This is a genomic window from Citrobacter sp. LST-B2 (assembly GCF_057983045.1).
The window spans coordinates 3,241,137-3,254,672 of the sequence record NZ_CP192598.1 but is presented as its reverse complement, the minus strand read 5'-3'; the positions used below and the strand labels follow the sequence as shown (position 1 = coordinate 3,254,672).

Annotated in this window: 11 protein-coding genes; 9 read left to right on the top strand and 2 right to left on the bottom strand. The window is 55.5% G+C overall.

Annotated elements, in window-relative coordinates; all coding sequences use genetic code 11:
- Nucleotides 1-58: 58 nt before the first annotated feature.
- From apbE to mgtE, 5 genes are all read left to right on the top strand, one after another.
- Nucleotides 59-1,114 (top strand): FAD:protein FMN transferase ApbE, encoded by a 1,056-nt coding sequence (gene apbE, locus ACQ0PY_RS15770; protein ID WP_043000070.1) that lies wholly within the window; start codon nucleotides 59-61, stop codon nucleotides 1,112-1,114.
- Nucleotides 1,115-1,197: 83 nt separating this feature from the next.
- Entirely contained in the window at nucleotides 1,198-2,262 is a 1,065-nt protein-coding gene (gene ada, locus ACQ0PY_RS15765) for a bifunctional DNA-binding transcriptional regulator/O6-methylguanine-DNA methyltransferase Ada (protein ID WP_109740414.1), read from the top strand.
- Nucleotides 2,262-2,912: a DNA oxidative demethylase AlkB gene (gene alkB / locus ACQ0PY_RS15760; RefSeq protein WP_043000072.1), complete on the top strand. Its 651-nt coding sequence runs from the start codon at nucleotides 2,262-2,264 to the stop codon at nucleotides 2,910-2,912. Before ada ends, alkB begins: the two co-directional genes overlap by 1 nt.
- Before the next feature lie 75 nt (nucleotides 2,913-2,987).
- Nucleotides 2,988-4,631 (top strand): multidrug ABC transporter permease/ATP-binding protein, encoded by a 1,644-nt coding sequence (locus ACQ0PY_RS15755; protein ID WP_109740413.1) that lies wholly within the window; start codon nucleotides 2,988-2,990, stop codon nucleotides 4,629-4,631.
- Nucleotides 4,632-4,771: 140 nt separating this feature from the next.
- Entirely contained in the window at nucleotides 4,772-6,208 is a 1,437-nt protein-coding gene (mgtE, locus tag ACQ0PY_RS15750; protein ID WP_043000074.1) for a magnesium transporter, read from the top strand.
- On the opposite strand, the gene ACQ0PY_RS15745 is transcribed toward mgtE, so the two are convergent.
- Nucleotides 6,171-7,418 carry a SulP family inorganic anion transporter gene (locus ACQ0PY_RS15745; protein WP_109740412.1) on the bottom strand — a complete coding sequence of 416 codons (1,248 nt, stop codon included), beginning with the start codon at nucleotides 7,416-7,418 and terminating at the stop codon, nucleotides 6,171-6,173. The genes mgtE and ACQ0PY_RS15745 overlap by 38 nt on opposite strands.
- Nucleotides 7,419-7,696: 278 nt before the next feature.
- Between ACQ0PY_RS15745 and mqo the strand changes: the two genes are divergently transcribed.
- The gene (mqo, locus tag ACQ0PY_RS15740) at nucleotides 7,697-9,352 is read left to right on the top strand and encodes a malate dehydrogenase (quinone) (RefSeq protein ID WP_044328456.1); all 1,656 of its coding nucleotides are present in this window, start codon (nucleotides 7,697-7,699) and stop codon (nucleotides 9,350-9,352) included.
- A 47-nt stretch (nucleotides 9,353-9,399) separates the two neighbouring features.
- Here mqo and eco read toward each other — a convergent pair whose 3' ends face one another.
- On the bottom strand, nucleotides 9,400-9,897 hold the full coding sequence (eco, locus tag ACQ0PY_RS15735; RefSeq protein ID WP_043001880.1) for a serine protease inhibitor ecotin: 498 nt from the start codon (nucleotides 9,895-9,897) through the stop codon (nucleotides 9,400-9,402).
- A gap of 410 nt (nucleotides 9,898-10,307) precedes the next feature.
- Here eco and napF point away from each other — a divergent pair, with 410 nt between their 5' ends.
- The 3 genes from napF to napA are packed head-to-tail and all read left to right on the top strand — an operon-like array spanning nucleotide 10,308 to nucleotide 13,535.
- Nucleotides 10,308-10,799 (top strand): ferredoxin-type protein NapF, encoded by a 492-nt coding sequence (napF, locus tag ACQ0PY_RS15730; RefSeq protein ID WP_043000077.1) that lies wholly within the window; start codon nucleotides 10,308-10,310, stop codon nucleotides 10,797-10,799.
- Nucleotides 10,789-11,052 carry a chaperone NapD gene (gene napD / locus ACQ0PY_RS15725; protein ID WP_043000078.1) on the top strand — a complete coding sequence of 88 codons (264 nt, stop codon included), beginning with the start codon at nucleotides 10,789-10,791 and terminating at the stop codon, nucleotides 11,050-11,052. The genes napF and napD overlap by 11 nt, the downstream gene beginning before the upstream one ends.
- The gene (gene napA / locus ACQ0PY_RS15720) at nucleotides 11,049-13,535 is read left to right on the top strand and encodes a nitrate reductase catalytic subunit NapA (protein ID WP_044258593.1); all 2,487 of its coding nucleotides are present in this window, start codon (nucleotides 11,049-11,051) and stop codon (nucleotides 13,533-13,535) included. Before napD ends, napA begins: the two co-directional genes overlap by 4 nt.
- The last annotated feature ends 1 nt before the right edge of the window (nucleotide 13,536 follow it).

Here is a 13,536-nt window from a genome sequence, read left to right as displayed (position 1 = left end):
GTACAACCGCCGGTTTTTGGTGTACTCTTGCGCCTCTTTTGCAGGAGGACAATCACGTATGGAAATGAACGTTGCTCGTGCGGCCTTACTGGCTGTGACTCTCTTTTTTACCGGGTGCGATAACGCACCGGACGCGGCGCAAACGCCTGCCGCGGCTCCGGTCGTGCTGGAAGGGAAAACAATGGGCACCTTCTGGCGCGTGAGCGTGGTCGGAGTCGATGCCAAATCAGCAGCGGCGCTACAAACGAAAATTCAGACGCAACTGGATGCCGACGACCAACTGCTCTCCACTTATAAAAATGATTCGGCGCTAATGCGCTTCAACCAGTCGAAAAGTCTTTCTCCCTGGCCTGTCAACGAGGCAATGGCGGACATTGTTACCTCAGCGCTGCGTATTGGGCAAAAAACCCAGGGGGCGATGGACATCACCGTTGGGCCGTTGGTGAACTTGTGGGGGTTTGGTCCCGACAAGCAACCGGTCCAGATCCCGACGCAGGCGCAAATTGATGCGGCAAAAGCCAACAGCGGGTTGCAGCACCTGTCGGTGATCAACCAGGCGAAACAGCAGTACCTGCAAAAAGATCTGCCAGATTTGTTTGTCGATCTCTCCACTGTCGGTGAAGGCTATGCCGCCGATCACCTGGCACAGTTGATGGAGCGCGAAGGTATCGCACGCTATCTGGTCTCTGTCGGGGGGGCGCTGAACAGTCGCGGGATGAACGCTGAAGGGCATCCGTGGCGGGTGGCGATCCAGAAGCCTACCGACCGTGAAAACGCGGTTCAGGCGGTGGTGGATATTAACGGGCACGGTATTAGTACCTCCGGCAGCTATCGCAACTATTATGAGCTGAACGGAAAACGCCTCACTCATGTTATCGATCCGCAGACGGGACGCCCCATTGAGCATAATCTGGTGTCAGTGACGGTGATAGCGCCAACGGCGCTGGAAGCGGATGGCTGGGATACCGGACTGATGGTGCTCGGCACGGAGAAAGCCAAAGAGGTCGTACGCCGGGAAGGGCTGGCGGTGTACATGATTATCAAAGAGGGGGAGGGATTCAAAACCTGGATGTCTCCGCAGTTTGAAAGTTTTCTCATTCGTGAACAAAATTAAAAAGCAAGATTGCGGGTTTTCGTGTGATGGGTTTCGGACACACTGCCGCTAAGCAGGCACTATGCTTAACGAAGGAGTCCAGTATGAAAAATTCTCTACGCGTAAATGACGACCAGCGCTGGCAATCGGTGCTGGAACGTGATTCTGAGGCTGACGGACAGTTTGTCTTTGCGGTGCAGACGACCGGCATCTTTTGCCGACCTTCCTGCACGGCAAAACATGCGCTGCGTAAAAATGTCCGCTTCTTTCCTGACGCGCAGGCCGCGTTGCTGGCCGGGTTTCGCCCGTGTAAACGCTGTCAGCCGGATAAAGCCAACGCCCGGCAGCATCGACTGGATAAAATTACGCTTGCCTGTCAGCTTCTGGAGCAGGAGAGCCCCATCACGCTCGATGCGCTGGCTGAACAGGTGGCGATGAGTCCGTACCATCTGCATCGCGTGTTCAAAGCCACGACCGGGATGACGCCAAAAGCGTGGCAGCAGGCGTATCGCGCCCGCCGACTGCGCGATGCCCTGAGCCACGGCGAAAGCGTGACGCAGGCGATTCTGAATGCCGGATTCCCGGACAGCAGCAGCTACTATCGTAATGCTGATGCAACGCTTGGGATGACGGCAAAGCAGTTCCGTCGCGGCGGTGACAAGCTGGCGGTGCGCTATGCGCTGGCGGATTGCTCACTCGGACGCTGTCTGGTGGCGGAAAGCGAGCGGGGGATTTGCGCCATTTTGTTAGGGGATGACGATGCGGCGCTGATGGCTGAACTGCAGACATTGTTCCCGGCCGCTCAGGCTCAACCCGCCGATCCCGCTTTCCAGCAGCGTATTCACCGCGTTATCGCCAGTATTGACGGGCGTGATGCCGCGCTGTCGTTGCCGCTGGATATTCAGGGTACCGCGTTTCAACAACAGGTCTGGCAGGCGCTGCGGGCGATCCCTTACGGTGAGACCGTCAGCTACCAGCAACTGGCAAAAGCCATCGGTAAGCCGAACGCGGTTCGTGCCGTCGCCAGCGCCTGTGGCGCGAATAAACTGGCGATCGTGATCCCCTGTCACCGCGTTGTGCGAGGCGACGGTTCGCTTTCCGGCTATCGCTGGGGCGTGTCGCGTAAGGCACAAATCCTGCGACGTGAGTCTCCTGATGAGGGGGCATAATGCTTGATTTGTTTGCCGATTCGCAGCCCTGGCAGGAACCGCTGGCGCCTGGTGCCGTCATTTTGCGCCGCTTTGCCTTCAACACAGCGTTGCAACTGGTGCAGGAGATTGAGGTGGTCGCCCGTCGGTCGCCGTTTCGCCAGATGATCACCCCCGGCGGTTACACCATGTCGGTGGCGATGACTAACTGTGGACGGCTGGGCTGGACGACCGACCGTCATGGCTACCTCTATTCGCCAATCGATCCGCTGACGGGGCACGCCTGGCCGGATTTTCCGCCGTCCTTCCTGCGGTTGTGTCAGCAGGCGGCAACGGCGGCAGGCTATACGGATTATCAGCCGGACGCCTGCCTGATCAACCGCTATGCGCCTGGCGCAAAGCTTTCGCTGCACCAGGATAAAGACGAGCCGGATCTGCGGGCGCCCATTGTTTCTGTCTCGCTGGGATTACCGGCTGTCTTTCAGTTTGGCGGCCTGAAACGTAGCGATCCGCTGACGCGCGTTCTACTGGAACATGGCGATGTAGTGGTCTGGGGCGGCGAATCGCGCTTGTTTTACCACGGAATTCAGCCGCTGAAGGCTGGGTTCCATCCGGCGACCGCCGACTGTCGTTACAATCTGACTTTTCGCCAGGCGGGTAAAAAAGAATAAAAATAAGAATTATTATTGCTGAACGCGTTGAGATGTTTAAACTGCGGGCTGTTATTCCTTGTCCGGGTTGTATGAATGGAACTACTTCTTCTTGTCTGGCGGCAGTATCGCTGGCCATTTATTTGCGTGATGGCGCTCAGCCTCGTCAGCGCGGCGCTGGGGATTGGCCTCATCGCTTTTATCAATCAGCGTCTTATTGAGACTGCGGATCCCTCTCTGCTGGTTTTACCGGAATTTCTCGGACTACTGCTACTGCTGATGGCGGTGACGCTGGGTTCACAACTGGCGCTCACCACGCTAGGACACCACTTTGTCTTCCGTCTGCGCAGTGAATTCATCAAGCGTATTCTCGATACGCACGTGGAACGTATTGAACAACTGGGCAGTGCCTCTCTGCTGGCCGGGTTGACCAGCGACGTGCGCAATATCACCATCGCTTTTGTTCGTCTGCCTGAACTGGTGCAGGGGATTATTCTGACCGTCGGTTCGGCGGCGTATCTGGCGATGCTGTCGACCAAAATGCTGTTGGTGACCGCTATCTGGATGGTCATAACCATCTGGGGCGGGTTTATGCTGGTATCGCGGGTTTACCGGCACATGGCGACGCTGCGCGAAACCGAAGATAAGCTGTATAACGATTATCAGACGGTGCTGGAAGGACGCAAAGAGCTGACGCTCAACCGCGAGCGGGCGGAACATATCTTCAACAACCTCTATATTCCGGATGCCAAAGCGTATCGCCACCTCATTATTCGCGCCGATACCTTCCACCTCAGCGCCGTGAACTGGTCGAACATTATGATGCTTGGCGCGATTGGCCTGGTGTTCTGGATGGCAAACAGTCTCGGCTGGGCGGATACCAACGTTGCGGCGACCTACTCATTAACGCTTTTATTCCTGCGCACGCCGCTGCTGTCGGCGGTTGGAGCACTCCCTACGCTGCTTACGGCGCAGGTTGCTTTCAACAAGCTGAACACATTCGCGCTGGCACCGTTTAAAGCAGAATTTCCGCGCCCGCAGGCGTTCCCGGGATGGAAAACCCTCGAACTGCGTAACGTCATGTTCCACTATCAGGACAACGCGTTCTCCGTGGGGCCGGTGAATCTGACGATCAATCGCGGTGAGTTGCTGTTCTTAATCGGCGGTAACGGCAGCGGCAAATCGACGCTGGCGATGCTGCTGACGGGGCTGTACCAGCCGCAGTCCGGGGAGATCCTGCTGGACGGTAAGCCTGTCAGCGCCGAAAAGCCGGAAGATTATCGCAAGCTCTTTTCCGCGGTGTTTACCGACGTCTGGCTGTTTGACCAGCTACTGGGACCAGAAGGCAATCCGGCCGATCCTGCTCTGGTTGAGAAGTGGCTGGGGCACCTGAAAATGGCGCACAAACTGGAACTGAGCGATGGCCGGATCCTGAATCTGAAACTGTCGAAGGGGCAGAAAAAGCGCGTGGCGCTGCTGCTGGCGCTGGCGGAAGATCGCGACATTATCCTGCTCGATGAGTGGGCGGCCGATCAGGATCCGCACTTCCGCCGCGAGTTTTACCAGGTGTTGTTGCCGCTGATGCAGGAGATGGGGAAAACCATTTTTGCCATTAGTCACGACGATCACTATTTTATTCACGCCGATCGTTTGCTGGAAATGCGTAACGGACAACTGATTGAGCTGGTGGGCGATGAGCGTGATGCTGCGTCACGCGATGCCGTCGCGCGCACGGCCTGATTCATCTGACGGTGGTCCCGATGGCGCAAGGCGTTTCGGGACAACGGTTGTTTTTTTATTCATCTGACGCCCCCGTTTATTGTTATTTACATAACCTCGCGCCATGCTTAATGGCATCTCGTATCATGGATTTATGATTAATGTTCGCAAAACACCAAAACAGCGCAAGGCTGCGCGATGAAGAGCGTGCGCGGCTGATCTGGCTGCTTACCACCGATAAAGCCATTGTTTCCACCCTGTTAGGCAAGCTCACCCTGGCTGAGCAATATGATGTCGGAACGTTAGCCGACGATATTGCTGAGGTAGGCGCGCTGGTCGACCATCTTCCACCACCTGACCTGGCGGATACCCTTGAAGCGCTCCCGTCGGAAGAACGTCACGCCCTTTGGCGGCTGATTCAGAGTGATAAGCGTGGATACGTCCTGCTTGAGGCGTCCGAAAACGTCTGGGATGACCTGATCGATGAAATGACCGACCGGGAACTGCTTGAGGCGCTGCAATATCTCGACATCGACGAACAGATTTATCTGGTTCAGCACCTGCCGCGTAACCTCACAGGCCGGTTGCTGGCGACGCTGCCGCCCGAAGAGCGGGCCCGCGTGCGCCAGGTCATGCATTACGAAAAGAATCGCGTCGGCGCGATCATGGAATTCGAGGTCATCACCGTGCGCCCGGATGTGACGCTGCAAGTAGTGCAGCGTTATCTGCGTCGTCTGGGCAAGATGCCGGAAAACACTGACAAACTGTTTGTCACCCGTCGCGACAAAACGCTGGTTGGTGAGCTAACCCTGACCTGTATTTTGCTCAATGACGTGCAGTGTAAAGTCAGCGAGGTGATGGATGACGATCCGCTGACCTTCGCCCCGGAAGATAAAACGGAAAATGCGGCGCGTACCTTCGAGCGTGACAACCTGGTCAGTGCGGCGGTAGTCGATTCTGCCGGTAAACTGATGGGACGCTTGACGATCGACGAGATCGTCGACGTGGTCTACGAAGAGACGGACACCGATCTGCGTCGAATGGGCGGATTGAGCGCCGAAGAGGATGTTTTTGCGCCCGTTCCCAAAGCGGTGAAAACGCGCTGGGCGTGGCTGGCTATCAACCTGTGTACTGCGTTCATTGCCTCGCGCGTGATTGATGGCTTTGAACACACCATTTCACAACTGGTGGCATTAGCGTCGCTGATGCCCATTGTCGCCGGGATCGGCGGGAATACCGGTAATCAGACCATCACCATGATTGTTCGGGCGCTGGCGTTACAAAACATCCAGCCGGGCAACCTGACGTTTCTTATTCTGCGCGAGATGGGGGTGGCACTGGTCAATGGCCTCGTCTGGGGGGGGATTATGGGCGGGATCACCTGGTGGCTGTACGACGACATGGCGCTCGGCGGGGTGATGACCCTGGCAATGATGCTGAACCTGTTAATGGCGGCGCTGATGGGGGTGATTATCCCGATGACGATGGTGAAGCTCGGGCGCGACCCGGCGGTCGGCTCGAGCGTGATGATCACCGCGATTACCGATACCGGCGGATTCTTTATTTTTCTTGGGCTGGCGACGCTGTTTCTGATGTAGTGCGTCGTTTACGTTTCACGACGCGAGGTAGTAATCCCATCGCCACCACGCCGGCAACCACGCCAATCGCCAGGTTGCCGGTGGAGACCGTTGCGCCAACGGTAATGACCATTACCAGCGTTTCCACCACGGGCAGTGTCGTCAGGGTGGCGGGCTGGATACTGTGCCAACTGAACGTTTTCACCGCCACAATCACCATGATCCCGGCCAGAACCGACATCGGAATTTTCGCCATCACGTCGCTCAGCGCAGTGACCAGCAGCAGTAAAACCAACCCGGCGGCGATCGTCGACACGCGGCTACGGCCTTTCCCCATCTCCACATTCACGATGGTCTGTCCGATCATCGCGCAGCCAGCAATGCCGCCGTAAAAGCCCGCCAGAATGTTGGCGAACCCCAGACCCGCGCTTTCACGATTTTTGTTCGACGGCGTGACCGTCAGGTCATCAACCAGTTTCGCCGTCAGTAGCGACTCCATCAGGCCCACAAAGGCGATACTCAGCGCGCAGGGCCAGATAATTGTCAGCGTTTGCAGATTCAGCGGCACTAACAGCTGCGTCAGTCCCGGTAGCCCGCCGCTCATTGCGCCTTCATCACCGACGGTCGGCAGCAATTGACCGGTGGTTGCGGTAAACAGCGTCAATAAAACAATGGCAATCAGCGGCGCAGGAATGCTTTTAATAACGCGCGGCACCCACAACACAATGAGTAGCGTTAAGGCAAACAGCCCCCAGATGAGCGGGCTTTTGCTCCAGAAATGGGGGACCTGGGCGAAAAAAATCAGAATACCGAGGGCGTTCACAAACCCGGTCATGACGGCGGCGGGAATAAAACGCATCAGGCGCGCCATCCCGGTAACGCCAAACAGAATCTGGATAAACCCGGCTAATACGACCGCTGGCAGAATGTACTGTACGCCATGCTGGAGCACCATCGGGCCTATCACCAGCGCAACGGAACCGGCTGCTGCCGTGACCATCGCCGGGCGACCGCCCATGAAAGACATTGCCAGACAAAGCACCACTGAGGCAATCAGGCTGACTTTCGGGTCAACGCCGGCAATCACCGAAAAGGAGATTACTTCCGGGATCAGCGCCAGCGCGGTGATCACCCCAGCCAGCGTTTCGCGTACCAGCAGACGTGGGGCGCGAAGAACGCCACTGACCGTGTGTTCCGCTGCCAGAGCAGGAGACGAAGGGGTTACAGACATATTTACTCTCAGGTCGGAAAGGGCCTGATAACAGCAGACCGACAGGCGTCCGTGCGGTGAATAACAACGCGCCGCATAGTACCTTTCTGGAGCGTCTGTTTCCAGAAAATATTGTGAATAACCCTATAAAGATTCAACGTATTTTTAACGTTTTTAAAATCTTAATATAATTTATAAACAATATTTAAATATTATTACTGAAGTGTTAACGTTGGTGCCGCTCGATTTTCACCTGCAAAAAAGCAAAAAAACGATACTAAAAGTAAGGCATTAACCATATGAAAAAAGTGACTGCCATGCTCTTCTCGATGGCCGTAGGGCTGAATGCTGTCTCGATGGCGGCAAAAGCGAAAGCGACGGAAGAGCAGGAGACGGACGTACTGTTGATCGGCGGCGGCATCATGAGCGCCACACTGGGAACTTATCTACAGGAACTGGAACCCGACTGGTCGATGACCATGGTGGAGCGCCTGGACGGTGTCGCGCAAGAGAGTTCAAACGGCTGGAACAATGCCGGAACCGGGCACTCTGCGCTGATGGAGTTGAACTACACACCAAAGAAAGCCGACGGGAGTATCAGTACCGAAAAGGCAGTCGAAATTAACGAAGCTTTCCAGATTTCCCGCCAGTTCTGGGCGCATCAGGTCAAGAGTGGCGTGATGCACGATCCGCGCACCTTCATCACCACCGTTCCGCACATGAGCTTCGTCTGGGGTGAAGAGAACGTCAACTTCCTGCGCGCCCGCTATGCGGCCCTGCAACAAAGCACGCTGTTCCGTGGTATGCGCTACTCCGAAGACCACGCGCAAATCAAAGAGTGGGCACCGCTGGTGATGGAAGGGCGCGATCCGAAACAGAAAGTCGCTGCTACGCGTACCGAAATGGGAACGGACGTGAACTACGGCGAAATTACGCGCCAATTGATTGCTTCGTTGCAGAAAAAGCCTAACTTTGCACTGGAGTTGAGCACCGAAGTCCGTGGGTTTAAACGTAACGACGATAATACCTGGACGGTGACCGTCGCCGATCTGAAAAACGGCGAAGCGGAACATAACATCAAAGCCAAATTCGTCTTTATCGGTGCGGGCGGTGCAGCGCTGAAACTGTTGCAGGAAACCGGTATTCCGGAAGCCAAAGAGTACGCAGGCTTCCCGGTTGGTGGGCAATTCCTGGTCGCAGAAAACCCGGACGTGGTGAACCGGCATCTGGCGAAAGTGTACGGTCAGGCTTCCGTCGGCGCGCCGCCGATGTCGGTCCCGCATATCGATACCCGTATTCTGGATGGTAAACGTGTCGTGCTGTTCGGGCCGTTCGCCACCTTCTCCACTAAATTCCTGAAAAACGGTTCGCTGTGGGATCTGCTGAGTTCAACCACGCCTTCCAACTTCATGCCGATGGTCAACGTCGGGATGGATAACTTCGATCTGGTGAAATACCTGATTAGCCAGGTGATGCTGAGCGATGATGACCGCTTCGACGCGCTGAAAGAGTACTATCCGCAGGCGAAGAAAGCGGACTGGCGTTTGTGGCAGGCGGGTCAGCGTGTCCAGATCATCAAACGTGATGAAGACAAAGGGGGCGTGCTGCGTCTGGGGACGGAAGTGGTGAGCGACAAAGAGGGGACCGTTGCCGCACTGCTGGGCGCGTCACCGGGCGCATCCACTGCGGCACCGATCATGCTCCATCTGATGGAAACCGTCTTTAAAGAGAAGGTGAGTACGCCGCAATGGCAGGCGAAGCTGAAAACGATTATTCCGTCTTACGGTACAAAACTGAACGGCAACGTTGAGGCGACGCAGCAGGAACTGCAATACACCAGTGAAGTGCTGGGGCTGCAATATGTTCAGCCGCAGACGACGGGCGCGGCACCAAAAGCGCAGCTTAAACCGCAGGCTCAGCCTGCGCGTAAAGAAGTGGCAGATATCGCACTGTAACGGTATTGCCGGATGGCGCAGTGCCGCTATCCGGCATCATCAGAGACTTAACGCGTTACCGCGTTCTGCACGTTATCTTCCGCTTTCCAGATGCGGAATTTCACATCAACATTTGCCGGGGTATACACCACGATCGGCAACTTGCTGTTGTAACGCAGCATACCGTCATTACCCAGATAGGCGGTCACAAATTTCTGCTCTTTTTTGCCATCCGGACAAGCCATCATGGTCGATACCGGGGAGGTGACTTTATTAAAGACGTAGTAGTCATAACCCCAACCTTCCAGCGTTTTGCTTTCCAGCTCGCCGCCCAGGCGATGCTGATTGCAGTCGACTTCCAGCGTCTGTCCGATCATCAGTTCCACTTTAAGAGTAGATTCATCTTCCTGATGGGGTAGCTGAATAACCTGGCGCTTCATGCCTTTTTCCGCCTGCGGCCAGGGGGCGATTTTTTCCAGCGGTTGCGGATTAGCTTCCGTGGAGGCCGCCCACACAGAGGTGCTGGCGAAAGCAGCGAACAAAACGGCAGGAACCATTGTCTTTATTTTTGAGTTCACAGGTTTTCCTTTTTTATCTTATGAACGATTTCACGGCAGATTAACATATAGACCAGAATCATTGATCTGTCTTTACGTATTTTTAAAGTCTATTTACTGTGGTTATGTAAATTGGTTGGTTATTTATTCTTGTTTTTGCCGTTTGTTTTGGTTAATTATCCCGGCAATCATTGCGATATATAAAATATTACATAACCATTTGATCTGTGCGGAGAAGCACATTCTGACAAGCTTCATTAACACTCTTTTGATCCAACCACTGGTTTTACCCCGATTGGGGTATGCACCTGGAACACATCCTTTACTATCTTACCGATCATAATAATGACTTAGTAGTAACGCGGTTTTTATTGTCGTTCACCCAGCCGGGGGAGCGTCGTTTATGGAAGGGCGATGCCATGGTTGATCTATCCCGTCGAGGCATACTGACTGGCAGTTGGCGTAGTGCCAATCGTGGGATTCGTCCGCCGTGGATCATGGAAGCATCTCAGTTTCTGTCCCAGTGCACCCGTTGCGACGCCTGTATTCAGGCTTGTGAACACGATGTTTTGCAGCGTGGCCCGGGTGGCTATCCGAGCGTTAATTTCCAACAAAGCGAATGCACCTTCTGCTACGCCTGTGCGCAGGCTTGCCCTGAATCTCTCTTTTCTCCGCGCCACACCAGGGCATGGGATCTGATTTTCACCATTGGGCAAGCGTGTCTGGCGTATCAGTCCGTAGAGTGCCGCCGCTGTCAGGATAGCTGTGAACCGCAGGCGATCCTGTTTCGCCCAACGTTGTCCGGCATTTATCAGCCACAACTCGATAACCAGAACTGTAACGGATGCGGCGCGTGTGTCGCCAGTTGCCCGGTGTCAGCCATTACCGCGGAGTATAACCATGCACATTAACTGGCAGGTCTGCAGCCTGATTGTTCAGGCCAAAGGCGAACAGGTACAGGATATTAGCACGCAGCTAAATGCTTTGCCGGGCTGCGAAGTGGCCGTAAGCGACGAGCAAAGCGGCCAGATGATTGCGGTGGTTGAAGCAGAACACAGCGAAACGCTGATGCAAACAATTGAGTCGGTACGCAACGTTGCGGGCGTGCTGGCGGTGTCGCTGGTTTATCACCAGCAGGAAGAACAAGGTGAGGAAACACCATGAAACTCAGTCGTCGTAGCTTTATGAAAGCTAACGCCGTTGCGGCCGCTGCGGCGGCTGCCGGGCTAAGCGTACCGGGCGTTGCCCGCGCAGTTGTCGGTCAACAGGAAGCCATTAAGTGGGATAAAGCCCCGTGCCGTTTTTGTGGTACAGGCTGTGGCGTGCTGGTCGGCACTCAGCAGGGGCGTATTGTCGCCTGTCAGGGTGATCCGGAAGCCCCGGTTAACCGTGGTCTGAACTGCATCAAGGGCTATTTCCTGCCCAAAATTATGTACGGAGAGGACCGTTTAACGCAGCCATTGCTGCGTATGAAAGACGGTAAGTACAGCAAAGACGGTGAATTTACGCCGATCAGCTGGGATCAGGCTTTCGATGTGATGGAAGAGAAGTTTAAAACCGCGCTGAAAGAGAAAGGCCCGGAGTCTGTCGGCATGTTTGGTTCCGGCCAGTGGACCATCTGGGAAGGTTACGCCGCCTCCAAACTGTTTAAAGCGGGCTTGCGCTCGAACAACCTCGATCCCAACGCGCGTCACTGCATGGCCTCAGCGGTGGTAGGTTTTATGCGTACCTTTGGCATGGACGAACCGATGGGCTGCTACGACGATATCGAGCATGCCGATGCGTTTGTCCTGTGGGGCTCGAACATGGCGGAAATGCACCCGATCCTCTGGTCGCGCATTACCAACCGTCGTCTCTCCGATCCAAATGTTAACGTCTCCGTGCTGTCTACCTTCCAGCACCGTAGCTTCGAGCTGGCGGACAACGGGATGGTGTTTACGCCACAGTCTGACCTGGTGATCCTCAACTACATCGCTAACTACATCATTCAAAACAACGCGATTAACCAGGACTTCTTCAGCAAGCACGTCAACGTCCGCAAAGGGGCAACGGATATCGGTTACGGCCTGCGTCCGACGCATCCGCTGGAAAAAGCCGCGAAAAACCCAGGCTCTGATGCTTCTGAGCCGATGAGCTTTGAAGACTACAAAGCGTTTGTGGCTGAGTACACGCTGGATAAAACCGCTGAAATGACCGGCGTGCCGAAAGATCAGCTGGAGCAACTGGCGAAGCTGTATGCCGACCCGAACAAGAAAGTCATCTCTTACTGGACGATGGGCTTCAACCAGCATACGCGCGGCGTGTGGGCCAACAACCTGATCTACAACATTCACCTGCTGACTGGCAAAATCGCGCAGCCGGGCTGTGGACCGTTCTCACTGACCGGTCAGCCTTCTGCCTGTGGTACCGCGCGTGAAGTGGGAACCTTTGCCCACCGTCTGCCGGCGGACATGGTGGTCACTAACGAAAAACACCGTGAGATCTGTGAAAAGCACTGGAATATCCCGGCTGGAACCATTCCGGCGAAAATCGGTCTCCACGCAGTTGCCCAGGACCGGGCATTGAAAGACGGCAAGCTGAACGTCTACTGGACGATGTGTACCAACAACATGCAGGCCGGTCCGAACATCAACGAAGATCGTCTGCCGGGCTGGCGCGATCCACGCAACTTTATCATTGTCTCCGATCCGTACCCGACCGTCAGCGCGCTGGCCGCGGACCTGATCCTGCCAACCGCAATGTGGGTGGAGAAAGAAGGGGCTTACGGTAACGCCGAGCGTCGTACCCAGTTCTGGCGTCAACAGATTAAAGCGCCGGGCGAATCGAAATCCGATCTGTGGCAACTGGTTCAGTTCTCGCGACGTTTTAAAACGGAAGAGGTCTGGCCGGAAGAGCTGCTGGCACAGAAACCGGAACTGCGCGGCAAAACCCTGTACGACGTGCTGTTTGCCACCCCTGCGGTGAGCAAGTTCCCGTTGACGGAGTTGAAAGAGGATCAGCTTAACGACGAATCACGTGAGCTGGGCTTCTATCTGCAAAAAGGGCTGTTTGAAGAGTACGCCTGGTTTGGTCGTGGACACGGTCACGATCTCGCCCCGTTCGATGACTATCACAAGGCGCGCGGCCTTCGCTGGCCGGTGGTTGACGGGAAAGAGACGCAGTGGCGCTACAGCGAAGGCAACGATCCATACGTCAAAGCAGGTGAAGGCTACAAGTTCTACGGTAAGCCAGACGGTAAAGCGGTGATCTTCGCGCTGCCGTTTGAACCGGCCGCAGAAGCGCCGGATGCCGAGTACGACCTGTGGCTTTCCACGGGGCGTGTACTGGAGCACTGGCATACCGGCAGTATGACGCGCCGCGTGCCGGAACTGCACCGTGCGTTCCCGGAAGGGGTTCTGTTTATCCATCCGCTGGATGCGAAAAAACGGGATATGCGCCGTGGCGACAAGGTCAAAGTGATCTCACGTCGTGGTGAGGTGATTTCCATTGTTGAAACCCGTGGACGTAACCGTCCGCCGCAGGGGCTGGTCTACATGGCGTTCTTCGACGCCGCACAGCTGGTGAATAACCTGACGCTGGATGCGACGGATCCGCTCTCTAAAGAGACGGATTTCAAGAAGTGCGCCGTGAAACTGGCGAAGGTGTAAC

Excerpts from the sequence above, each read along its gene's own strand:
- napD (WP_043000078.1), top strand. The coding sequence starts at position 10,789 with ATGCACATTAACTGGCAGGTCTGCAGCCTGATTGTTCAGGCCAAAGGC.
- apbE (WP_043000070.1), top strand. The coding sequence starts at position 59 with ATGGAAATGAACGTTGCTCGTGCGGCCTTACTGGCTGTGACTCTCTTT.
- mqo (WP_044328456.1), top strand. The coding sequence starts at position 7,697 with ATGAAAAAAGTGACTGCCATGCTCTTCTCGATGGCCGTAGGGCTGAAT.
- alkB (WP_043000072.1), top strand. The coding sequence starts at position 2,262 with ATGCTTGATTTGTTTGCCGATTCGCAGCCCTGGCAGGAACCGCTGGCG.
- napA (WP_044258593.1), top strand. The coding sequence starts at position 11,049 with ATGAAACTCAGTCGTCGTAGCTTTATGAAAGCTAACGCCGTTGCGGCC.
- ACQ0PY_RS15745 (WP_109740412.1), bottom strand. The coding sequence starts at position 7,418 with ATGTCTGTAACCCCTTCGTCTCCTGCTCTGGCAGCGGAACACACGGTC.
- ada (WP_109740414.1), top strand. The coding sequence starts at position 1,198 with ATGAAAAATTCTCTACGCGTAAATGACGACCAGCGCTGGCAATCGGTG.
- ACQ0PY_RS15755 (WP_109740413.1), top strand. The coding sequence starts at position 2,988 with ATGGAACTACTTCTTCTTGTCTGGCGGCAGTATCGCTGGCCATTTATT.
- napF (WP_043000077.1), top strand. The coding sequence starts at position 10,308 with ATGGTTGATCTATCCCGTCGAGGCATACTGACTGGCAGTTGGCGTAGT.
- mgtE (WP_043000074.1), top strand. The coding sequence starts at position 4,772 with ATGTTCGCAAAACACCAAAACAGCGCAAGGCTGCGCGATGAAGAGCGT.